This window comes from Candidatus Accumulibacter propinquus (assembly GCF_056856495.1).
The window spans coordinates 343,265-366,462 of the sequence record NZ_JBSEHC010000004.1 but is presented as its reverse complement, the minus strand read 5'-3'; the positions used below and the strand labels follow the sequence as shown (position 1 = coordinate 366,462).

General features: G+C 64.3%; 19 protein-coding genes and 1 tRNA gene. 11 read left to right on the top strand and 9 right to left on the bottom strand.

All coding sequences use genetic code 11. From position 1 onward, the window contains the following. Nucleotides 1-10: 10 nt before the first annotated feature. The gene (locus tag AC15MQ_RS17630; protein WP_287654464.1) at nucleotides 11-1,909 is read left to right on the top strand and encodes a propionate--CoA ligase; all 1,899 of its coding nucleotides are present in this window, start codon (nucleotides 11-13) and stop codon (nucleotides 1,907-1,909) included. 154 nt (nucleotides 1,910-2,063) lie between these two features. Here the strand turns inward: AC15MQ_RS17630 and queD are convergent, their stop codons facing one another. From queD to smc, 9 genes are all read right to left on the bottom strand, one after another. Continuing rightward, the gene (gene queD, locus AC15MQ_RS17625) at nucleotides 2,064-2,507 is read right to left on the bottom strand and encodes a 6-carboxytetrahydropterin synthase QueD (RefSeq protein ID WP_483080824.1); all 444 of its coding nucleotides are present in this window, start codon (nucleotides 2,505-2,507) and stop codon (nucleotides 2,064-2,066) included. 235 nt (nucleotides 2,508-2,742) lie between these two features. Further along, nucleotides 2,743-3,612 carry a YihY/virulence factor BrkB family protein gene (locus tag AC15MQ_RS17620; RefSeq protein WP_483080823.1) on the bottom strand — a complete coding sequence of 290 codons (870 nt, stop codon included), beginning with the start codon at nucleotides 3,610-3,612 and terminating at the stop codon, nucleotides 2,743-2,745. A 21-nt stretch (nucleotides 3,613-3,633) separates the two neighbouring features. Then, nucleotides 3,634-4,125: a low molecular weight protein-tyrosine-phosphatase gene (locus AC15MQ_RS17615; RefSeq protein ID WP_483080822.1), complete on the bottom strand. Its 492-nt coding sequence runs from the start codon at nucleotides 4,123-4,125 to the stop codon at nucleotides 3,634-3,636. A 102-nt stretch (nucleotides 4,126-4,227) separates the two neighbouring features. Next, nucleotides 4,228-4,761: a peptide deformylase gene (gene def / locus AC15MQ_RS17610; protein WP_483080821.1), complete on the bottom strand. Its 534-nt coding sequence runs from the start codon at nucleotides 4,759-4,761 to the stop codon at nucleotides 4,228-4,230. Beyond that, entirely contained in the window at nucleotides 4,761-5,504 is a 744-nt protein-coding gene (locus AC15MQ_RS17605; RefSeq protein WP_287654469.1) for an S-methyl-5'-thioinosine phosphorylase, read from the bottom strand. Before AC15MQ_RS17605 ends, def begins: the two co-directional genes overlap by 1 nt. A gap of 3 nt (nucleotides 5,505-5,507) precedes the next feature. After that, nucleotides 5,508-6,056 carry a hypoxanthine-guanine phosphoribosyltransferase gene (locus AC15MQ_RS17600; protein WP_483080820.1) on the bottom strand — a complete coding sequence of 183 codons (549 nt, stop codon included), beginning with the start codon at nucleotides 6,054-6,056 and terminating at the stop codon, nucleotides 5,508-5,510. A gap of 30 nt (nucleotides 6,057-6,086) precedes the next feature. Then, nucleotides 6,087-8,108: an NAD-dependent DNA ligase LigA gene (gene ligA / locus AC15MQ_RS17595; protein WP_483080835.1), complete on the bottom strand. Its 2,022-nt coding sequence runs from the start codon at nucleotides 8,106-8,108 to the stop codon at nucleotides 6,087-6,089. An 18-nt stretch (nucleotides 8,109-8,126) separates the two neighbouring features. Beyond that, on the bottom strand, nucleotides 8,127-9,386 hold the full coding sequence (locus tag AC15MQ_RS17590; RefSeq protein ID WP_483080819.1) for a cell division protein ZipA C-terminal FtsZ-binding domain-containing protein: 1,260 nt from the start codon (nucleotides 9,384-9,386) through the stop codon (nucleotides 8,127-8,129). A gap of 8 nt (nucleotides 9,387-9,394) precedes the next feature. After that, on the bottom strand, nucleotides 9,395-12,901 hold the full coding sequence (gene smc / locus AC15MQ_RS17585; protein ID WP_483080818.1) for a chromosome segregation protein SMC: 3,507 nt from the start codon (nucleotides 12,899-12,901) through the stop codon (nucleotides 9,395-9,397). Between the two features lie 185 nt (nucleotides 12,902-13,086). Here smc and queF point away from each other — a divergent pair, with 185 nt between their 5' ends. From queF to AC15MQ_RS17535, 10 genes are all read left to right on the top strand, one after another. Continuing rightward, nucleotides 13,087-13,506 (top strand): preQ(1) synthase, encoded by a 420-nt coding sequence (gene queF / locus AC15MQ_RS17580; protein ID WP_287654473.1) that lies wholly within the window; start codon nucleotides 13,087-13,089, stop codon nucleotides 13,504-13,506. A 4-nt stretch (nucleotides 13,507-13,510) separates the two neighbouring features. Then, on the top strand, nucleotides 13,511-14,218 hold the full coding sequence (locus AC15MQ_RS17575) for a UPF0149 family protein (protein ID WP_287654474.1): 708 nt from the start codon (nucleotides 13,511-13,513) through the stop codon (nucleotides 14,216-14,218). Nucleotides 14,219-14,300: 82 nt separating this feature from the next. Next, on the top strand, nucleotides 14,301-15,494 hold the full coding sequence (dapC, locus tag AC15MQ_RS17570) for a succinyldiaminopimelate transaminase (protein WP_483080817.1): 1,194 nt from the start codon (nucleotides 14,301-14,303) through the stop codon (nucleotides 15,492-15,494). Nucleotides 15,495-15,505: 11 nt separating this feature from the next. Next, nucleotides 15,506-16,327, top strand: coding sequence for a 2,3,4,5-tetrahydropyridine-2,6-dicarboxylate N-succinyltransferase (dapD, locus tag AC15MQ_RS17565; protein ID WP_287654476.1), 822 nt, complete (start codon nucleotides 15,506-15,508; stop codon nucleotides 16,325-16,327). A 37-nt stretch (nucleotides 16,328-16,364) separates the two neighbouring features. Next, nucleotides 16,365-17,546 (top strand): PilT/PilU family type 4a pilus ATPase, encoded by a 1,182-nt coding sequence (locus AC15MQ_RS17560; protein WP_287654477.1) that lies wholly within the window; start codon nucleotides 16,365-16,367, stop codon nucleotides 17,544-17,546. Nucleotides 17,547-17,560: 14 nt separating this feature from the next. After that, complete coding sequence (gene dapE, locus AC15MQ_RS17555; RefSeq protein ID WP_483080816.1) at nucleotides 17,561-18,730, top strand: succinyl-diaminopimelate desuccinylase; 1,170 nt, start codon at nucleotides 17,561-17,563, stop codon at nucleotides 18,728-18,730. Beyond that, on the top strand, nucleotides 18,723-19,616 hold the full coding sequence (gene prmB, locus AC15MQ_RS17550) for a 50S ribosomal protein L3 N(5)-glutamine methyltransferase (RefSeq protein WP_287654479.1): 894 nt from the start codon (nucleotides 18,723-18,725) through the stop codon (nucleotides 19,614-19,616). The genes dapE and prmB overlap by 8 nt, the downstream gene beginning before the upstream one ends. Further along, on the top strand, nucleotides 19,613-20,239 hold the full coding sequence (locus AC15MQ_RS17545; protein ID WP_483080815.1) for a GDSL-type esterase/lipase family protein: 627 nt from the start codon (nucleotides 19,613-19,615) through the stop codon (nucleotides 20,237-20,239). The genes prmB and AC15MQ_RS17545 overlap by 4 nt, the downstream gene beginning before the upstream one ends. A 59-nt stretch (nucleotides 20,240-20,298) precedes the next feature. Further along, nucleotides 20,299-22,938: an aminopeptidase N gene (gene pepN / locus AC15MQ_RS17540; protein ID WP_483080814.1), complete on the top strand. Its 2,640-nt coding sequence runs from the start codon at nucleotides 20,299-20,301 to the stop codon at nucleotides 22,936-22,938. A gap of 115 nt (nucleotides 22,939-23,053) precedes the next feature. Beyond that, nucleotides 23,054-23,130: transfer RNA gene (locus AC15MQ_RS17535), tRNA-Arg, on the top strand. Nucleotides 23,131-23,198 lie beyond the last annotated feature (68 nt).

Below are 23,198 nucleotides of genomic sequence, written 5' to 3'. Positions count from 1 at the left end.
AGGGAGTCTCATGACGACAATCCAAGAGTTTCACAAGCAATCCATCGAAAATCCGGACGCCTTCTGGGGTGAAGAGGCCAAGAGCATCGACTGGCACAAACCGTTTACGCAGGTCCTCGATTTTTCTCGCCCGCCATTTGCCAAGTGGTTCGTTGGCGGCGAAACCAATCTTTGCTACAACGCGATCGACCGTCACGCGGCCAAGCGCCCGAATGACCGCGCACTGGTATTCATCTCCACCGAGACGGACCAGGAAGTCGTCTATACGTTTGCCGAACTCAAGACTGAAGTCATGCGCATGGCCGCGATCATGCAGAGCCTGGGCGTCGGCAAGGGCGACCGGGTTCTGGTGTACATGCCGATGATCGCCGAGGCCATGTTCGCCATGCTGGCCTGCGCACGCATTGGTGCGATCCACTCGGTCGTGTTCGGCGGCTTTGCGTCCGGATCGCTGGCCACGCGTATCGACGACGCCACCCCGAAACTGGTGGTCTCCTCGGATGCCGGCATGCGCGGCGGCAAGGCAGTACCCTACAAGGGCCTGCTCGACGAGGCGATCGCCCTGGCTGAACACAAGCCTGCCAACGTACTGATGGTCGACCGTGGTCTCGACAAGAACTTCAACAAGGTGGCCGGTCGCGACGTCGACTACGCGACGCTGCGCGCGCAGTTCATGGACGCCGACGTCCCGGTAACCTGGCTGGAATCCTCCGAACCGTCCTACATCCTGTACACCTCCGGCACCACCGGCAAACCGAAAGGGGTGCAACGCGACACCGGCGGCTATGCCGTCGCGCTTTCCTCCTCGCTCAAGTACATCTTTTGCGGTGGCGAAGGTGAAACGTTTTTTGCGACTTCGGACATCGGTTGGGTCGTGGGACACTCCTACATCATCTACGGCCCACTGATCGGCGGCATGTGCACGATCATGTACGAGGGCACGCCGCTGCGCCCGGACCCCGGAATCTGGTGGCAAATCGTCGAAAAATACAAGGTCAGCGTCATGTTCTCGGCACCGACCGCCGCGCGCGTGCTCAAGAAACACGACAACGCTTTCATGCACAAGTACGACCTGTCGAGTCTCAAGCATCTGTTCCTCGCCGGCGAACCGCTCGACCAGCCGACGCACGAGTGGATCATGGGCGAACTCGGCCTGCCGGTCATCGACAACTACTGGCAAACCGAAACCGGCTGGCCAATCCTGTCGGCCATGCCGGGCGTCGAGAAGACGGAAATCCGCTTTGGAACGCCGAGCTTCCCGGTCTACGGTTACAACCTCAAGATCTTCCGCGAAGACGGCACGGTTTGCGACCCTGATGAAAAAGGCATCGTCGGTATCCTGCCGCCCCTGCCACCGGGTTGCCTGTCAACCGTCTGGGGCGACGACGCACGCTTTGTCTCGACCTACTTCTCGCTGTTCCGCGAACCCCAGGTCTATTCCTCTTTCGACTGGGGCATCAAGGACAAGGACGGGTATCACTACATCCTCGGCCGCACCGACGACGTGATCAATGTGGCCGGACACCGTCTGGGCACCCGCGAAATCGAGGAAGCCATCCAGGGGCATTCGGCGATTGCCGAAGTCGCAGTGGTCGGCGTTGCCGACCAATTGAAGGGGCAAATGCCGATGGCCTTTGCGGTGGTGAAGAATTCCGACAGCATCGCAACGCCGGAACTGGTAGCGGCGCTCGAGAAGCAGGTCATGAAGCAGGTCGATGACAGCCTCGGGGCAATCGCCCGCCCAAGCCGTGTACACTTCGTCACCGTGCTGCCGAAGACCCGCTCCGGCAAACTGCTCCGGCGCTCGATCCAGGCCCTCGCGGAAGGCCGCGACCCAGGCGATCTGACGACCATCGAGGACCCCGCTGCGCTTGAACAACTGCAACGCGCGCTCGGTAGCAAGGCCTGATCCCAACCAGAAACCTGTCACGACGCACGCTGATGCGCCTGCCGCCGAGATTGGCGGCAGGCGTTTTTTTTGCCGATCAAGGGCGTCTGTGAGGCTCACACGGCCTGCCGTTCGGGTCACCCGCAACCTGCAGTACTGTGCTGTCCGCCGGAAGCTATTCGCGAACCGCTTCAGCCCAGCAATTGGGCGTTTCATAAAGACGCAGGCGCTGGAGGCGCAAGTGGTTGCCGTAGGTATCCCGATACACGGCAGCGAGAATCGTGAACGCCTTCTGCGCAAGATTTTCGGCCGTCGGAACGCAATCCAGAATGACCGTCTTGTGCTCAGGAAGCGACGCGAGAAAGTTCACCACCGGCCGGTCGCCGGCATAGACCAGAAACGCATGATCCCAGTGGTCCACCAGGTGCCGCATGGCCAGCGCCTTGACTTGCGAGAAGTCCATCACCATTCCGTTGGCCGGGTCACCGTCATGGCGGATGACATCGCCGGCCAGGGTGATCTCGATCGCATAGCGGTGCCCGTGCAGGTGACGACACTGACTCTGGTGGTCGGGAATGCGATGGCCGGCGTCGAACTCGAGGCGGCGGGTGATGAGCATCGGGCAGACACACGGAAAAATGATCGGCGGCAATTATAGCACCGCCGCATCAGCGCCCCAGGAGGCAGCGTCCCTCCCCGCCGGCAACGGAACTATCGGTGCAGGTGCTGGACAGGCCTCCGCGAACGTTCCAACTGCCGGGTACATGCGGGATGCACCCGGCCCACAGGTCAAACCTATGCATGCCCGCGTTCGCCAGCCGAAGGATTGACTGCGCACGCGCCTGTGGAATCGCTCACGCCTTGGCCAGTCGCTCGTATTCGGAGATGACCTGTGCTCCGAGGAGCACGACCGTGGCAGCAATTTCCATGCTGAACAGTGCCACCACGGCCGTCGCCAGGGGCCCATAAACGACACTCGCCTTCGACAGCGTGGTAAAGAACCAGATCAGGATGTGGCGAATCACCTCCCAGATGCAGGTTGCCGTGACGCCCCCAAACAAGGCGTGTCGCAGCCGCAAACGCCCGACCGGCATGATCAGATAGATTGCGGTGAGGATGAAGACCTCGGCACCCAGGCCAAGCAGATAGAGCAGTTCGCCGGCAAGACCGCCAAGAGACCAGTCCCTGCCCAGGAAATACAGGCTCTCCTGAGCGATCGCCTGCAGCGCAATGGACGTGACGGTCACGCCAAGCAGGGCGACACCCAGGAACAACACGAAGCAGTAGGGAAGCAGGGCCGACGTCAGAAAGTGGCGTTTTTCAAAACGCTCCCGGTGAGCAAAGATCACCGCCATCGCCTTCTCCAGTACCGAGAAGGCGAGCGAACTGAAAAACAGCATCGTCAGCAACAGTACGACACCGATCGCCGCACGGTTTTCGAGAAACGCCGAAACCTCATTGAGAAAAGCTTTCGACTGGCTCGGAACCAGCCACTCCAGGTAGTGCCCGAGGGTAGCCAGCAATTCTGCCTGCTCAACCAGGTGCGAGAGAGCAATCACCGAGAGGATCAGTAAAGGCACGACCGACAGCAAGGCGTAGTAGGCAATCGCGGCGGCGAGCAGCAGCCCCTGATTGTCACTGAAACTCTTCAGTGTTTGCAGGGCAAAGGCGGCCGGATGCTTGAGAACCTGTTGCGTTGACCGACTGAAGAGGGAAATGCTCACCGTTCAGGTCGTGACGATCCGTTACCGGGCAAGCCGTCCGCGCGCAAACTCGGCCAGCAGCCCTTTTGCCGCCAACTCGCTGAGATCGACGACGCGTTCGAATCCCGATTCGGCACCGTAGTAGGGATCCGGAATCTCGGAGATTCCGAGTCCGGTGGCGTAATCGAGAAACAGGCCCAGTTTCGACCGACTGTCCTCCGGGCAGAGACGCTGCAATGCCGACAGATTGGCCTCGTCCATCGCGAGGATACGGTCGAAACGATCGAAATCAGCCGCAATGACCAAACGCGCGCGCAGTCTGGACAGATCGTATCCCCGCCGGGCGGCGACACGTCGCGCGCGCAGATCCGGTGCCTCGCCGGCATGGTAATGGCCGTGCGTACCGGCCGAGTCGAGGTCGAGCATCGTCGCCAGGCCCTGCCGCTGCGCCATGCTCCGGGTCACCGCTTCGGCGATCGGCGAACGACAGATGTTACCCATGCACACGAAGAGAATCCGATACGGCGGTGTCAAGGCTGTTGTCCCCGCCAGAGATCAATGACTCGCCCGATCCGCCACACCACGGCCCGCGACGGCCATGTCGGCGCATGCCGCCGTCGCTGACCTCGCTCCGGGCTACTCGGCCACACCGGCGCCACCGCGGGGAAACAACTCGTCGACAAAACCGAAACGCGTGAAGTCCCGGATACGCATCGGATAAAGAACGCCGTCGAGGTGGTCGCATTCATGCTGTACCACGCGCGCGTGAAAACCCTCGACAGCACGGTCTATCGGCCGGCCGCCGGCGTCGAAGCCGGTGTAGCGCAGGCTGCGCCAGCGCGGCACCCAGCCACGCAAACCGGGTACCGAGAGGCAGCCTTCCCAGCCCTCGTCGATCGCCGACGACAGTGGTGTCAGCACGGGATTGATCAGCACCGTCCACGGGACCTGCTCGGCATCCGGATAACGCGGATTGCCCTCCACTCCGAAAATCACTACCCGCAGGCCGACACCAATCTGCGGCGCAGCCAGTCCGGCACCATCCAGGTGGTGCATGGTTTCTGTCATGTCGGTAATCAACGAGCGCAGTTCCGGAGTGTCGAAGTCCGAGACCGGCCGGGCCTTTTCCCACAGGCGCTCGTCGCCCATTCTCAAGACCGGTCTAATCATTAGTCATCAGCCGTCAACATCGTTTCAATGATCGCCTGCACCTGTTGCATCGCCTCCTTCAGGACCTCATGAATGGCTTCCATACTGATGCCCGTGCGACTGTCGCCCCGCCCTGCCGCGTAGTTGGCGACGACATTGATCGCAGCATAGGGAATGGCCAGTTCGCGCGCCAGCACCGCCTCGGGCATGCCGGTCATGCCCACCACGTCGGAACCGTCGCGCTCCAGCCGGTTGATCTCGGCGGCGGTTTCCAGGCGCGGGCCCTGGGTGGTCGCATACACCGCGCAATCGCTGACCTCCAGGCCGATCGCCACCGCCGCATCGCCGAGTTTCCGGCGCCAGCCTGGATCGTAGGGCTCGGTGAAGTCGACGTGCCTGACAGCGCTATCTGACCCTTCGTGGAAGGTCGACCGACGCGCCCAGGTGTAGTCGATGATCTGGTGCGGGATCACCAGATCGCCAGGCCGGAGGTCCGCACGAATGCTGCCGACCGCCGCCACCGCGACGATGGCGGCCGCGCCACACTCCCGCAAGGCCCAGATGTTGGCACGATAGTTTACCTGGTGAGGCGGAATCGTGTGTTCGTCACCATGACGCGCCAGAAAAACCACCGGTCGGCCGCAAACCCGACCAAAGGTCAACGTCCCGGACGGCTCGCCGTACGGGGTGCTCACCAGCTGGCGCTGCGTCACCTCAAGGCTGGCGAACTGGCTCAGGCCACTGCCGCCGATGATCGCCAGCATCTCTCAATCCTCCCGCACGGCGTAGATTGCCGGCAGGTTGCGCCAGGCACCGCGAACATCCATGCCGTAACCGAAGACGAAACGATCGGGAACCGTCAGCGCGACAAAATCGGCCCGCAGCGGTTTCCGCCTGCCGGTCAGCTTGTCGGCTACCACCGCCGTGAAGCAGGCCCGGGCACCCAGTTGGAACACGCGTTCACGAATCGCCAGCAGCGTCACGCCTTCATCGAGGATGTCGTCAACCACCAGGACCGTTCTCCCGCTCAGCGCGATCGACGGTTCGACACGCCACAACAGCGCGCCACCGCTGCTGGCCTGCCCGTAACGGGTAACGTGCAGATAGTCGAAGTCAAGCGGGAAGGTCAACAGCGTCATCAACTGGCCGGCAAAAGGCACGCCGCCGTTCAGTACGCACAGCAGCACCGGATTGCTGTCGCGCAGTCTTTCACTGATTTCGCACGCGACACGACCAATCGCGGCGGCGACCGCGTCCGCCGCGTGGATGATGTCGGCCGCCGCGAGGATGGCCCTGGCCTGTTGCGGGTCAATCATGCATTCTCCGGATCGCAGATTCCAGTGAGTTCAAGGCGCGGCTGGCCCGGTGTTCAATACGGCGAGAAGCTGCTCTTCGTCGATGACCTTGACCCCGAGAAGTCGAGCCTTTTCGAGCTTGCTGCCGGCCTCGGTGCCGGCGACGACGAAATCGGTCTTCTTTGACACCGAACCAGTTACCTTGCCGCCGGCAGCTTCGAGCATGGCCTTGGCGGCATCGCGAGTCAGCGAAGGGAGCGTGCCGGTCAATACGAAAACCTTGCCGGCAACCGCACTGACAGTCTGCGCCGACGGCTCGCTGTCGTGCCATGCCACGCCAGCCGCGCGCAACTGCTCGATGACCTCGAGGTTATGCGGCTCGTCAAAGAACTGTCGAAGACATTGTGCGACGATCGGGCCGACATCCGGCACCTGCAGCAACTGCCCTTCGTCGGCAGCCAGCAGGCGGTCGAGGCTGCCAAAATGACGCGCCAGATCGCGGGCAGTGGCTTCTCCGACGTTGCGAATCCCCAGGGCGTAAATGAACCGCGCCAGCGTCGTCTGCTTGCTCTGCTCGATTGACGCCAGCAGATTGCCGGCCGACTTCTCGGCCATCCGCTCGAGATTGGCCAGCGCCAGCAGTCCCAGCCGGTAGAGGTCGGCCGGGGTGCGCACGATGCCACACTCGACGAGTTGCTCGACAAGCTTGTCACCCAGCCCTTCGATGTCCAGTGCCCGCCGCGAAGCGAAGTGCAGCAGCGCCTGCTTGCGCTGCGCCGGACAGTAGAGGCCACCGCTGCAGCGGGCCACCGCCTCGTCCGGGTGGCGAACCACCTGCGAACCACAGACCGGGCAGGTTGGCGGCATGACGAATCGCCGTGCGACGGCAGGTCGCTTTTCAGGCAAAACGCGAACGACCTCCGGGATCACATCGCCGGCCCGGCGAACGACGACCGTATCGCCAATGCACAAGTCCTTGCGCAACACCTCGTCCTCGTTGTGCAGGGTGGCATTGGTTACCGTGACGCCACCGACAAAAACCGGCGCCAGTCGCGCCACCGGCGTCAGCGCACCGGTCCGACCCACCTGGATAGAGATGTCGAGCAGTTCGGTGACGGCTTCCTCGGCCGGGAACTTGTGCGCGATCGCAAAACGCGGGGCACGCGAAACGAAGCCGAGGCGTTCCTGCGCGGCCAGATCGTCGACCTTGTAGACCACGCCGTCGATGGCGTAGGGCAGTGACTCGCGTCGCCGGGCAATCTCGACGTAATAGGCGATCAGGCCAGTCAGCCCGGTCACCCGACGCCGCTCCGGCGCCACCGGAAAACCCCATTCGGCAAGCCGGTCTAGCAAGACCGAGTGCGTCGCCGGCAGGCCGGTGGCAGCGATGCCGCCCACGCCGTAAGCAAAAAAGCGCAGCGGCCGCCGGGCGGTGATGCGCGGGTCGAGTTGGCGCAGGCTGCCGGCCGCGGCATTGCGCGGGTTGACGAACTCCTTCTCAGCATGCTCGCGCTGACGCGCATTCATGCGCTCGAAATCGCTGCGCCACATCAGCACCTCGCCGCGCACCTCGAGCACTGCCGGCCAGCCGCTGCCCTGCAAGTGCAGCGGAATGCTGCGCACGGTGCGCAGATTGGCGGTCACGTCCTCACCCGTAGCACCGTCGCCGCGCGTCGCGCCGCGTACGAGGACTCCCTGTTCGTAGTTCAGGCTGATGGCCAGCCCGTCGAACTTGGGTTCGGCCGCATATTCGACCTCACCGATCGCCGCCAGGCCTTCACGGACGCGGCGATCGAAAGCCGCGACCTCTGCTTCGGCAAAGGCATTGTTGAGGGACAACATCGGTGTGGCATGCGCTACCGTCGCAAACTCCGACAGCGGCGCGGCGCCAACCCTCTGCGTTGGCGAATCAGCACTCAGCAGTTGCGGGTGCTCGGCTTCCAGCGCCTGCAGTTCGCGGAACAACTGGTCGTACTCGGCGTCGCTGATCAGCGGCGCGTCAAGGACGTAGTACTGCCGATTGTGTCGTTCAATTTCCGCACGCAGAGTCCGGATGCGCTCGCTGACGCTGATCACCGAATGCACTGCCCGTCAGGAGAATAGCCGCAGCGCCAACGCCCCGCCGGCCGGCAGTTGACGTGCGGCCATCGCCGCCTGGTACTGGACGATCTGACGCCGGATCGGCTCGATCGCACTCTCCGACAGCGGACGCCGGTTATCGTCCACCAGAGCACCGTGTAGCGCATCGGCGAACCGCCGCGCCAACTCGACCATCTGGGTCAACACGCGATCGCCAGCGGCAACCCGCGGCACGTCGAGCAGAAAGGTCATGCCGTGGGTCGTCAGGGTGCGCATCGACTCGGCCGTGAATCCCTGCGTTTCCTGATTGGCCAGGACGTAGAGCACGTTGCCGTCGTCGTCACAACGGGCAAAGCGCCCTTCCGGGTCGATCACCATGCCGGCTGACTCGGCCAGCGCGCGCACCTTGGTACCCGGAAAGACCTGCCCCTGGCTGATCACGTTGACGCCAATCTGAATGTCCACACCGGCGCAGAACTCGTCCAGTTGCGCGGCCATCTGCAAAGCCGGTTCGCGCAGCGGCAACTCGGCGACGCCCATCAATTCGGTCGCCAGATCCTGCATCGCGAGGTGAAAGATCGACAGGTCACCGTCGCGAACCGGACCCTGGCGGTTGACCAGTTGCAGCCCGACACGAATATGACGGTACGCGCTGTCGCTATCTTCGACGATCGCTTCCCATTCGCGCGACTGTTCGCTGTAGCCGATCCAGTTCACGGGTTTTCCCAGGCGCGCCAGCGAAGCGCGCTGCGCTTCCAGGATCCGATAGGCGGCGGCCGGCTCGGAAACCTCGATCGCGGCGATGTAATCGATCGTTGGCGACAACAGGTAGAGCGGCGCGGCAGCCTCCCTGACCGGCGACCGCAGTTCTTCGGGGCGCGCCACCGGCGGCACCTCCGGCGCTGCCACCGGTGGGCGTGGCGGGGACGCGCTGCTCCCCCCAGAGGTCACTCGGACATCCTGCCCGGCGTCATCCGGCACGTTCTCCTGCCGCAACAGCGGTTCGACACGCTCCGGCGCGGAGCGACCCGCCGTTGCCGCGGCCACGGCGGGCGACGCAGGGACGTCGCCCACCGCTACGGGCGCCGCTGCTGCCGGTTCCACCAGCACCTCCTCCGGCAACACCTCGTCGAGGAGGACATCGGCCTGGCGGGCGCTCAACAACTCCTGTGCCAGTTTGCGGTGCTTGTGTTCCTGCCATTTGTTGTAGGCCAGCACGCCAATCACGCCGGCACCACCGAGGCCGATCAAACCCATCTGCAAGTCGGTCATTTCCATTCCTAAACGAGTTGCTCGCGCATGCGCAGCGCTTCTTCCATATCGACTTCGACGATGCGCGAGACGCCGGATTCCTGCATGGTCACCCCGACGAGCTGTTGCGCCATCTCCATCGTGATCTTGTTATGGCTGATGAACAGGAACTGCGTGTTCGCCGACATGCGTCGCACCATCGCGCAGAACCGTTCGGTATTGGTATCGTCCAGTGGCGCATCGACCTCGTCAAGCAGGCAGAACGGCGCCGGATTGAGCTGAAACATCGAGAATACCAGCGCAATGGCGGTCAACGCCTTCTCGCCGCCGGAAAGCAGGTGAATCGTCGAGTTTTTCTTGCCCGGTGGCTGCGCCATGACCTGCAGACCGGCATCGAGAATCTCTTCGCCGGTCATGATCAAGCGGGCCTCGCCACCACCGAAGAGCGTCGGAAACAGTTCGCCGAAACTACGGTTGACCGCGTCGTAAGTGGTCTGCAACAGATCCCGCGTTTCGCGGTCAATGCGGCGAATCGCGTTCTCCAGCGTGGACATCGCCTGCGTCAGGTCTTCCGACTGGCTATCGAGATAGCCCTTGCGTTCACGCGCCGCTTCGAGTTCGTCGAGGGCCGCCAGGTTGACCGCACCGAGCGCTTCGATCGAGCGTTGCAGCGCGGCAATCGCATTCTGCAGACTGCCCAGGCGTGCACCGACGAGTTCACCCTGCAGCGACTGTTCGTCGGCATTGGCCGCCGCCAGTTGCGAGGCGAACTGCTCGAAGGTGAGCGTGGCGGCCTGTTCCTTGAGTTTCAGTTCGCCAATCCGGTCGCGCAACGGGTCAAGGCTCTGTTCGACCTTCAAGCGCTGCTCGTCGAGAGCGCGCAGACCGTTCGCCGCGTTCTCCAGGGCGTCGCGGGCATACGCCAGCGCATGTTCGTGAGCGACGCGGTGGTCCAGGGCTTCCTGCAACCTGGGCTCCAGATCCTCGGCGTGCATGGCCGCGGCGCTTTCCTCGCAGCGCGCCAGTTCGCCGACGAGTCGTTCGAGTTGCTGTTGTGCCAGGACCCGATTGCCGGCAAGTTCCTGCAACTTGTTGCGACACTCACGTTGCGCAAACTCGGCCTCGCGCAGTTCCCGCTCAGCGCTGTTGACCTGCTCGCGCTCGTCGCGCAGCGCCCGCTCGCCCTGCTCGAGTGTCGCCCGCGCCGCTTCCATGACCGTCTGCAACTCGCCTAACTGCTCGCGCTGCGAGTCGATCGCCTCGTCGGCGAGAAAAAGACGCTCACGCTCGCTTTCCTCCTCGGCCGCCATCTCGGTCAGGCTGTCGTCGATCTGCGCCTGTCGCTCACGGAAGCGGTCGCGCGCCTGCGTCAGCTTCAGGGTTTCGACCTGGATGGCGTGCGCCAGGTCCTGCAGGACGCCCAGTTGCTGGCGAGACTCCTGCAAGCTGTTCTGCGCGTCGGTCAGCAGCGTTTCGATTTCGCCAAGCCTGGCCTGCGCCTGCAAGACCTTGTCCTCGCGCTGCGCAATCACCACCGTCAGGGCGTCGATCTCGCGCTGACGTTCGAGCAGGCCGTGCCCGGCGCTTTCCGGCGCAAACAGCGTCACGCTCTGCCGCCTGACAACATCGCCGCCCGGTGTCACGCAACACGCGCGGGCCGACAGACGGCTGCGGCCGGCCAGCGCCGCCGCCAGATCCGGGGCGGTCTGCACCTCGCCCAGCCAGTCGACGAGAATCGCCGTCAGCTGCGAGTCGTCGCAGCGTATGCGCGACAGCAACATGGCTTCACCTTGAACCGCCACGGCACCCGGATCGGCCATGGGCAACAGCAGGCTCAGTTTGCTGCCCGGCCGATCCTTGCTCCACGCCGGGTCGGCGACCTTCGCCGGCAGCGCACTCAGGCGCTCGCGCAGGACGGCTTCGACGGCGTCTTCCCAGCCGGCTTCGACGTGCAGCGACTTCCACAGTGGTTCGCCGTCCTGCAGGCGATGCCGGCGCAGCCAGTCGTCTAGTTGACCGTTGACCTGCAGGCGCTGCTGCAGTTGCTGTAGCGCCATCCGGCGGGCATTCGCCTCGGCACGTTCCTTCTGCGCGTGCTGGACTTCACCGAGCACCGTGCGCCGCTGCTGTTCGTGAAGCGGCAGCGCCAGTTGCTGGTGCTGCTGGCTTTCCAGCAGCACGCCGATGCGCGCGCGCAATTCGGCGAGTTCCGTTTGCCTGTCGGCAAACTCGTCGGCGTCGGGGGCCGGCATGGCATGGCGCTCGAGCGTCAGGCGTTCGCGGCGGCTGGCGATGATCTGCAGCGAACGCTGCGCGTGGCTGCGGTTGGCCTGCTCGACGTGCAGTCGCTGCTCGGCCTGGGCCATCGCCATGCGCTGCTGATTGACGGCCTCCAGCGCAGCGCCATGCCTGTCCTCGGCCAGCGGCAAGCGTTCCTGCCGCGCTTCGAGAAGGAACCGGCCCTGTTCGACGCGGTCCTCTGCCGACACCAGCAGACCCTGCCAATGCTCGTCGTCGCTCGCCAGTCGGGCAGCCTGAGCCTGCCAATGCCGCCGCTCATCGGTCAACTGCGCGAGCCGCGTCTCATACTCGCGTCGCGATTCGCGGCGATGACGGATCTCCGCTTCCAGGCGCGCCACCTCGGCATTGGCCGCGAACAGGTCGCTCTGCGCCGCATGCACGCCGTCGCTGGCAGCAAAATGTGCTTCGCGCGCCTCCTCCAGCTGAGTTTCGAGGTCACGCAGCGCCGCGTTGCGTGCTTCGAGGTCGATGCCCGCCTGTTCGACTTCACGTGCCAGACGCGCACGCTCCGACTGCGCCTCATTGCGTCGCAGCAGCCACTGCAACTGCTGCTTGCGGGTCAACTCATCGTTGTACTCGCGATACTGGCGGGCGACACTGGCCTGGCCCTCGAGGCGCTCCATCTGGGAACCGAGTTCGAGACGGATGTCTTCGACACGGGCCAGGTTCTCGCGCGTGTCGGCCAGGCGGTTCTCGGTTTCCTTGCGCCTTTCCTTGTAACGGGTCACGCCGGCAGCTTCTTCGAGAAACACGCGCAGTTCGTCCGGTTTGGCCTCGATGATTCGCGAAATGGTGCCCTGACCAATGATCGCGTAGGCGCGCGGTCCCAGCCCGGTGCCGAGAAAGAGGTCGGTCACATCCTTGCGACGGACGTGCAGGTTGTTGATGTAGTACTCGGACTGGCCGTTGCGGGTGAGCAGGCGCTTGACCGACAGTTCGGCATACTGCGACCATTGCCCGGAGAGGCGCCCGAGGGTATTGTCGAAGACCAGCTCCACCGCCGCTCGCGACACCGGTTTGCGAGTCCCGGAACCATTGAAGATCACATCCTGCATCGACTCGCCCCGCAACTCCGAGGCCTTTGATTCGCCCAGCACCCAGCGCACCGAATCCATGACATTGGATTTGCCGCAGCCATTCGGTCCAACCACGCCGACGAGTTGACCGGGCAGCGCCAGCGTCGTCGGATCGACGAAGGATTTGAAGCCGGCGAGTTTCAGTTTGGTCAGGCGCATGAACGAGAACGCGACTGCTTAAGCCGCGCCAGAGAAAATCGGCAAAAACATGAAATTGAGCGAGTGCCAGGCCATAACATGGCGGCGGACGACACGCAGATATTCGCGCGGAATGCTATTATAGGTGCCAATGATAGCATTCCGCCTGCCCGATTCGTTCTCCCCGGACACCGCTCGGAACAACAATGACCACACCGCCGGCCAATATTCTCGAAACCTTCCCCAACCCGGCACCACAGCGGGATTTTCATGTGCATATGGAAATCCCCGAGTTTACCTGCCTGTGCCCAAAAACCGGCCAGCCCGACTTCGCGACGCTGCTGCTCGACTACATCCCCGACGAAACCTGCGTCGAACTGAAAAGCCTGAAGCTCTACATCTGGTCTTTCCGCGACACCGGCTGCTTTCACGAGGATGTCACCAACCGCATCCTTGACGATCTGGCGGGTGCCATCCAGCCACGCTACATGCGGCTGACCGCCCGCTTCTACGTACGCGGCGGCATCTTCACCACGGTCGTCGCCGAACACCGGCAGGCGGGCTGGACGCCGGCGCCGACGGTGCAGCTTGCCGATTTCGCCGGCCAGTCGAATACCCGAGGCTGAGCGCATGCAGAAATCACTGACCGAGGCGCAATTCCAGCGCCTGGAAGAACTGCTCGACGAACCGGTACTGGACCAGGCGATGCGTCTCGACGAAGCACAGGGTTACCTCTGCGCGGCGCTGTCGGGGCCGCAGCCGGTCAGCGAAACCGACTGGTTGAGTCAAGTGCTCGGTAGCGTCGAGGCCGGCAGCGGCGAAACCGGACGTGAAGCCGCCGACCTGCTGCGCCTTCTCGCAGCCCAGTTGCAGACCGAACTGGCGAGCGGCGAACCGCCCCTGCTTGTGCTCTACGAACAGGACGACGACGACAATACCGGCGATGCCTATGTCCCCTGGTGCCAAGGCTACCTGCACGGCATCGACAGCGCAGCGCAGGACTGGTTCGAGACCCTCGGCGCGGACGATGACAAGGAGGACAGCGAGGAAATCGCTTACCTCGATGAGCAACTGTTTCCGCTGTTCATGCTCACCGGTGACGCCGAAGCAGCGGCCATTGCGGCCGGCGAGGACTGGTTCTCGGGCGTGGAACTCGAACGCCTGCGCGAGGAATGCGAAGCAAATCTGCCGCAGGCGGTGAGCAACATCTACCGCTTCTGGGTTGCGCATCGCAGCATCAGGACTATCCGCCACGAGCAGGCCAAGGTCGGACGCAATGAGCCCTGCCCATGCGGCAGCGGCAAGAAATTCAAGAGATGCTGCGGAGCGGCGGGTTGACGCCGCCCCCCCATACCGGAGCACCGATCGGGACCGCCATGCTCACCTCCGCCAGCGAGCAGTCAACGGGAATTACCAGCCAGTGAATCCCAACCTCAGCAAGCTGCAGCCCTATCCCTTCGAGAAGTTGCGGCAACTCTTTGCCTGCGTCACACCGAACCCGCAATTGCGCGAGATCCGGCTGTCGATCGGCGAGCCGCAGCATGCCACGCCAGGTTTTATCAAGGACGCGCTGACCGCCGGCCTGTCGGGCCTGGCGAGTTATCCCACGACGCTCGGCAGTGACGAATTGCGACGCAGCATCGTCGCCTGGCTGCAACGCCGTTATGGCCTGAGCGGCATCGACCCGGAAACGCAGGTCATCCCGGTCAACGGCTCGCGCGAGGCCTTGTTCGCCTTCACCCAGGCCGTGGTCGATCCCTCGCGCGGCTACACCCCGCTGGTCGTCAGTCCGAACCCGTTCTACCAGATTTACGAGGGCGCGGCCTATCTCGCCGGTGCCGAACCGCGCTTCCTGAACACCCTGCCGGCCAACGATTATGCGTTCGACTTCACGGCGCTGAGCGCGGCCGAGTGGCAAAGGGTGCAGCTCTTCTTCGTCTGCTCTCCGGGCAACCCGACCGGCAAGGTGCTGCGCCTGAGCGACTGGCAACAGTTGTTCGCTCTGGCCGATCGCTACGGCTTCGTGATCGCCTCCGACGAGTGCTACTCGGAGATCTTTTTCGACGAAACCGATCCCCCGCTCGGCGGCCTGCAGGCCGCCAGCCTGCTCGGTCGCGGTTGCGAGCGGCTGGTCATGTTCTCCAGCCTGTCCAAGCGGTCGAACGTGCCGGGCATGCGTTCGGGCTTCGTCGCCGGCGATCCGGCAACCCTCAAGGCCTTCCTGCTGTACCGCACCTACCATGGCAGCGCGATGAGTCCCGCGGTGCAGGCGGCGAGCGTCGCGGCCTGGAACGACGAGTTGCACGTGGTCGACAATCGGCGCCGGTACAAAGAGAAGTTCGCCGCCGTCACGCCTCTCCTGGCCGGGGTATTGTCCACCGCCATGCCCGACGCCGGCTTCTACCTGTGGGCTGAAACACCACTCAGCGACAGCGAGTTCGCCCGCAGGCTGCTCGCCGACTATAATGTGCCGCTTTTGCCGGGAAGCTATCTGGCGCGTACCGCCCAAGGCGTCAACCCGGGAGCTGGTTTTGTGCGCATCGCTCTGGTTGCCCCGCTGGCAGACTGTGTCGAAGCCGCCGAGCGCATCCGTTCATTCATTTCAAGACTCTAGGAACAGCAGACATGCAGGCCATCCAGCAGATCATCGAGGAAGCGTGGGAGATCCGCAGTTCACTACAGCCCGGCCAGGCCCCGCAGGGCATCGGCGAAGCCGTCGCCGAGGTCCTCGGCCGGCTCGACGCCGGCAGCCTTCGCGTCGCTGAGAAAATCGATGGCGACTGGGTAACGCACCAGTGGCTGAAGAAAGCCGTGCTGCTTTCGTTCCGGCTACAGGAGAACAGCCTGATCGATGGCGGCGCGATGCGCTATTTCGACAAGGTACCGAACAAGTTCGCCGCCTACGACAGCGACAAGTTCCTCCAGGGCGGCTTCCGCGTCGTGCCGCCGGCGACCGCCCGGCGCGGCGCGTTCATCGGCAGGAACGTGGTTCTGATGCCCTCGTACGTCAACATCGGCGCGTACGTCGACGAAGGCACGATGGTCGACACCTGGGCGACGGTCGGCTCCTGCGCCCAGATCGGCAAGAATGTGCACCTCTCAGGCGGGGTCGGCATCGGCGGTGTGCTCGAACCACTGCAGGCCAACCCGACGATCATCGAGGACGACTGCTTCATCGGCGCCCGCTCGGAAGTCGTCGAGGGGGTCATCGTCGGTGCCGGTTCGGTGATCTCGATGGGCGTCTATCTCGGTCAGTCGACCAAGATTTTCGACCGCGAGACCGGTACCGTAAGTTATGGCCGCGTGCCGGCGGGCTCGGTCGTGGTTGCCGGCAACCTGCCGGCCGGAGACGGCAGCTACAGCCTGTACTGCGCGGTCATCGTCAAGAAGGTGGACGCCGGAACGCGCGCCAAGACGAGCATCAACGATCTCCTGCGTGGCGACTGAGCGCATCCCCGGGTAGCCCTGAAACGGCGGCAAACGCATGATCCTAGACAAGCTTTTTCAGGTGATGGCCGATCGACAGGCGTCGGACATCTTCATCTGCGCCGGTGCGCCGATCCACATCAAGATCCAGGGCAACACCGTGCCGGTGAATCAGCAGGTCATGGATTCGATGATGATCGAGAAGATCGCCGCCGAACTGATGACTCCCGAGCAGGCCAACGCCTTCGAGGCGACGAAGGAGATGAACCTCTCGTTCGGCGTACCCAAGCTCGGCAATTTCCGCATCAACCTCTTCCAGCAGCGCGCCTCGGTATCGATCGTGATCCGCTACATCCTGGGCAACATCCCGGCGCTCGATTCGCTGCTGCTGCCGCCGGTGCTGGCCGACCTGGTGATGGAAAAACGCGGCCTGATCCTGATCGTCGGATCGACCGGCTCGGGCAAATCGACCACCATCGCGTCGATGCTCGACCACCGCAACGCGCAGTGCAGCGGCCACATCCTCACCATCGAGGATCCGATCGAATATCTCTTCAAGCACAAGAAGTCGCTGGTCAACCAGCGCGAGATCGGCATGGACACCCTGGGCTGGGACAACGCGCTGAAAAACGCCATGCGGCAGGCGCCCGACTGCATCCTGATCGGCGAAATCCGTGACCAGGAAACGATGCAGGCGGCCATCGCCTACGCCCAGACCGGCCACCTCTGTCTCGGCACGCTGCACGCCAACAACAGCTATCACGCGCTCAACCGGGTGATCAACTTCTTCCCGATCGACAGCCGGGGTTCGCTGTACATGGACCTCTCGGTCAGCCTGAAGGCGATCATTTCGCAACGTCTGGTGAAGAAAAAGGACGGCAAGCTCGCGCCGGCCGTCGAAGTCCTGCTGAACAGCTATCACGTGCAGGAACTGATCGAGAGCGGCAACGTCCCGGCCCTCAAGGAAGCGATGGAACAGAGCCTCGCTCCTGGATCGCAGACCTTCGAGCAGGATCTCTACCGCCTCTACAGCTCGAACGTGATCACCCTGCAGGAAGCCTTGCTCAATGCCGACTCACCGACCAACCTGTCGTGGATGATCAACAACCACCAGGCGCCGCCTACCCCGGTGACGCGGGAAAAAGTGACCGACATCGGACTCGATTTCTCGGCGACCAACCCCGGCGGACCGTCGTACAAGGAATTCACCATCAGCCTCGACGAGGCCGACGGCCAGTAGCCGGGAACCTGCAGATGTCCACCGAGCGCTCCTCGAACACGGCACGCGATGCCACGCTCCTCCTGACCGAGCAACTGATGACCTGCCGCTCGGTCACCCCCGACGACGCCGGTTGCCTGCAGATCATCGCCGGCCGTCTCGAAGCGATCGGTTTCGCCTGCGAGTTCATGCCTCGCGGCGGCGTCAACAACCTCTGGGCACGCCGTGGCGAAACCCGTCCGCTGCTGTGCTTCGCTGGCCACACCGACGTCGTCCCAAGCGGTCCGCAGCAGGAATGGCGCAGCGACCCCTTTCAACCCGACTACCGGGACGGCATGCTGTATGGACGCGGCGCCGCGGACATGAAGAGTTCCCTCGCCGCCTTCGTGACCGCGGCCGAAGCCTTTTTTGCCGCGCGTCCGGAACCCGCGGGCTCGCTCGCCTTCCTGCTCACATCCGACGAGGAAGGCGACGCCACCGACGGCACCGTCGTCGTCACCGAGGCGCTGCGCGAACGCGGAGAAACAATCGACTACTGCGTCATCGGCGAACCCACCGCCGGGCACGCGCTCGGCGACATGATCAAGAACGGGCGGCGCGGTTCGCTGTCTGGAAAGTTGACCGTCAAAGGCATTCAGGGCCACATCGCCTACCCGCAACTGGCGAAAAACCCGATCCATCTGGCAGCGCCGGCGATCGCCGAACTGGCGGAGACCGTCTGGGATGCCGGCAACGCCTGCTTTCCACCGACCACCTGGCAGGTCTCGAACATCCACGGCGGCACCGGTGCCGGCAACGTCATCCCCGGCAGCGTCGTCATCGACTTCAACTTCCGCTTCGGCACCGCCAGTACTCCGGAGCAGTTGCAGGCCCGGATGTGCGCGCTGCTCGATCGGCATGGACTGGACCATGAACTCGTCTGGACGCTCGGCGCCAGGCCCTTCCTGACTGGTCGCGGCGCGCTGATCGACGCGTCCCTGCTGGCGATCCGCAGCGTAACCGGCCACCAGGCAGAACTATCGACCAGCGGCGGCACCTCGGACGGACGCTTCATCGCCGAAATCTGCCCGCAAGTGATCGAGATCGGTCCGGTCAATGCCAGCATCCACAAGATCGATGAATGCGTCGATGAAGCTGCGCCGGCACAACTGGCGGCCATCTATCGCCACATTCTCGAACAGTTGCTGCCGGCCGCCGATGTTTGAACAGGCCCAGACCGAATTGGCGACGCTGCGCGACCTGTTGCGCTTCGCCGTCAGCCGCTTCAACGCCGCCGGACTGTGCTTCGGGCATGGTGCCGACAACGCCTGGGACGAAGCCGTGTATCTGCTGTTGCACAGCCTGCACCTGCCCCGCGATCGCCTGGAACCGTTTCTCGAAGCGCGCCTGACCAGCGCGGAACGGGCGGGCGTATTGCGCATCATCCAGCGACGCATCGACGAGCGACTGCCGGCGGCGTACCTGACCCACGAGGCCTGGCTCGGCGAGTACCGCTTCTATGTCGACCAACGCGTCATCGTCCCGCGCTCGTTCATCGCCGAATTGCTGCGCGAACAACTGGCGCCGTGGATCGACGATCCTGACGCGGTGCAGGCCGTGCTCGATCTCTGTACCGGTTCGGGCTGCCTGGCGATCGTCGCCGCGCACGCCTTCCCCGATGCCCGCATAGACGCCGTCGACCTCTCGCCGGCGGCGCTCGACGTCGCCCGGCGCAACGTCGCCGACTACGACCTCGCGGCGCGCATCCACCTCGCCGAGGGCAACCTGTTCGCCGCGATCGGCAAGCAGCGCTACGACCTGATCATCGCCAATCCGCCGTACGTCAATGCCGAATCGATGGCCACCCTGCCCGCCGAATACCGGCGCGAACCCGAACTCGCGCTGGCCAGCGGCGAGGATGGTCTCGACCTGACGCGTGCCATCCTCGCCGGTGCCGGCAAACACCTCAAGCCGCACGGCCTGCTGGTGGTCGAGATCGGACACAACCGCGAGCAACTCGAAGCAGCGTTCCCGGCAACCCCCTTCACCTGGCTCGACACCAGCGCCGGTGACCAGTATGTCTTCCTCCTGCATCGCGACGAGTTGCCGTGAGCCTGCTGCGCCTGCTGCTGGCCATCCTGCTGCTGGCAGGCTGCCACGACGCGCCACGACTGGCGGCACTGCCCGCCGGCAGCCAGGTCCTCGCTTTCGGCAACAGCATTACCTTCGGTAGCGGCGCCGGCCCGGGCGAGGACTACCCGAGTCGACTGGCCGCGAGCAGCGGCTGGGAAGTGCATAACGCCGGTGTGCCGGGTGACACCGCTGAAAACGCCGGCCAGCGCATTCGGCAGGTGCTGGCCGAGACGAGTCCGGTACTGGTGATCGTCGAGATCGGCGGCAACGATTTCCTGCGCAGGCGTCCCGAAGCGGCGGTCAAGGAAGATCTGCGCGCGCTGATCACGACCATCAAGGCGGCAGGAGTGCAGGTCGTGCTGGTCGCGGTACCGAAGCTGTCGCTGATCGGCGCGGTCACCGGCAAACTGCCCGACGCGGCGATCTACGCCGAACTGGCCAGCGAACAAAAATTGCCGCTGGTCGACGGCGTCCTGGCGTCGATCCTCTCCGATCCGGCACTGAAAGCCGACCCCATCCACCCCAACGCCACGGGTTACCGCAAGCTCGCGGAAGGCATTGCCGACCGCCTGATCCGCGCCGGCTTGCTGAACAAGCCCTGAGCCTGGCCCCACGCCGGCGCGCCTGCAGATCCCGAGCGCCGGGCAGACACGGAGAACCCATGCAAACCGAAACCCCGCACAAGATCTTTCGCCTGGACTACACCCCACCGCCCTTCCTGGTCGAGCACGTGCAACTCGACGTGCAGTTCCACCGCGGCGAGGTCCTGGTCAACAGTGCGTTGCGCCTGCACCGCAATCCCGCCGTGCCGCCCGGACAACCCATGCAACTCGACGGCCATGAACTCGAAACGCTCGCGGTGGCGATCGATGGCCAGGCGCTCGGCAAGGACCGCTACACCTGCAGCGATTCCACGCTGACCATCGACAACCCACCCGAGTCGCTGACGCTGCAGACGCTGGTACGCATCAATCCGGACCACAACACCAGCCTGTCGGGGCTCTATCGCTCGAAGGACGGCTATTTCACGCAGTGCGAGGCACAGGGTTTTCGTCGCATCACCTGGTTCCCCGACCGCCCGGACATCATGTCGCGCTATGTCGTGACACTGCACGCCGACAAGGCCAGCCTGCCGGTGCTGCTGGCCAACGGCAATCCGGTCGGCAGCGGCGACGAGGCCGACGGTCGCCACTGGGCCCGCTGGGAAGACCCCTTTCCCAAGCCCTGTTACCTTTTCGCGCTGGTCGCCGCGCGCCTCGACGTGCTGCGCGACCAGCTCACCACCGCCAGCGGCCGTAGCGTCGCCCTCTCGGTGTTCGTCGAGCCCGGCAAGCTCGACCAGTGCGCGCACGCGATGGATGCCCTGCGACGCGCGATGCGCTGGGACGAGGACGTTTTCGGTCTTGAATGCGACCTCGACCACTACATGATCGTCGCCGTCGGCGACTTCAACATGGGAGCGATGGAAAACAAGGGGTTGAACATCTTCAACACCAAGTACGTGCTGGCGCGCGCCGACACCGCCACCGATGGCGACTACCAGAATATCGACCGCGTCGTCGCGCATGAATACTTCCACAACTGGACCGGCAACCGCGTCACCTGTCGCGACTGGTTCCAACTCTCGCTGAAGGAAGGGCTCACCGTCTTCCGGGATCAGGAGTTCGGTGCCAATATGCACAGCCGTGCGGTCACCCGCATCCGCGACGTGCGCGCGCTGCGCGCCGCCCAGTTTCCCGAAGACGCGGGTCCGATGGCGCACCCGGTGCGTCCCGACGCGTACATCGAGATCAACAACTTCTACACCAGCACGGTCTACGAAAAGGGCGCCGAAGTGGTGCGCATGATCCAGACCCTGATCGGCAAGCCCGCGTTCCGGCGCGGCATGGATCTCTACTTCGAGCGCCATGACGGCCAGGCCGTCACCTGCGACGACTTCGTCGCCGCCATGTCCGATGCATCGGGGGTGGACCTGACGCAGTTCAAGCACTGGTACGACTACGCCGGCACACCGCAACTGCGCGCCCGCGGTGACTTCGACGCCGGCACACAGCGCTACCTCCTGACCCTGTCGCAGTCGCGGCCGACGGCAGCCGATCCCGGCCCACCCTTCCACATTCCGGTGGCCATCGGCCTGGTCGGGCCGGACGGAAAAGACCTGCCGATCCGGCTGGCCGGAGAAAGCGCAGCGGCTGGCGGCCAGACGACGCGCGTCCTCTCGCTCACCGCCGCCGAGCAGCAGTTCGTGTTCCAGGATCTGCCAGCGGCTCCGGTACCCTCCCTGCTGCGCGACTTCTCGGCGCCGGTGGTGCTCGATTACGACTGGCAGAATGCGGACCTGAGCCACCTGCTGGCGCACGACAGCGACCCCTTCAACCGCTGGGAAGCCGGACAACGCCTGGCCGGCCGACTGATCCTGGCGGCCGCCGCCGACCATGCCGCCGGCCGCGCGGCAGACTGGCCGCAGAGCTTCGCCGCGGCCGCGCGGCAGGTCCTGCTGCGTGCCGGCGACGACCCCGCTTTCGCCGCCGAAGTGCTGACGCTGCCCGGCGAAGCCACGCTCGCCGAAGAAATGTCCACCGTCGACCCGGACGCGCTGCACGCGGCCCGTAATGGCCTGCGCCGCTTTCTCGCCAAACACCTGGGCGCCGAGTTGCGGCAATGCTACGACGCGCTGGCAGCCACCGGACCCTATCAGGCGACGCCGACCGCCACCGGACGGCGGGCCCTGCGCAACCTCTGCCTGGGCTACCTCGGAGAACTCGCCAGCGCCGAATCACGCGCGCTGGCGCTGCATCAGTTCGCGTCTGCGGACAACATGAGCGACCAGTTCGCGGCCCTCGGCACACTCGCCCAGGACGACTGCGAGGAACGCGCGCAGGCCCTGGCCGCTTTCTACGAACGTTGGCATGGCGAAGCCCTGGTGGTCGACAAGTGGCTGGCGGTGCAGGCGTCGAGCCGTCTGCCAGCCACGTTGACGGTGGTCCGCGAACTGCTGACGCACCCGGCCTTCGACCTGCACAACCCGAACAAGGTCTACGCGCTGCTCAACACCTTCGGCAACAACCACGTCCGTTTTCACGCCGCCGACGGCAGCGGCTACCGTTTCCTCGTCGAACAGATCGGTCAGCTCGATCCCATCAACCCACAGGTCGCGGCCCGCCTGGCTAGACGATTCGACCGCTGGCGCAAGTTCGACAGCGGCCGTCAGGAACACGCGCGTGCAGCGCTGGAAAGCCTGCGCAGCTGCGCAACGCTGTCCTCGGACGTGCGCGAGATTGTCGAACGAGCACTGTGTTGAACCGCCGATCGGTGCGCCCCTGCCGCCAGAGCGCTGGCTACGCGCTACCAATAGTCAAATAGTGCTTGAGTGCGGCGAGGCGGCTGGGTATAATCTCGCGCTCAAACACGGCAAGGCGCCCGTAGCTCAGCTGGATAGAGTACTTGGCTACGAACCAAGGGGTCGGGCGTTCGAATCGCTCCGGGCGTGCCAACAGAATCAAGCAAAAGGCCAATCCACGGATTGGCCTTTTGCTTGATGTGGGTCATGGGATCGATCGT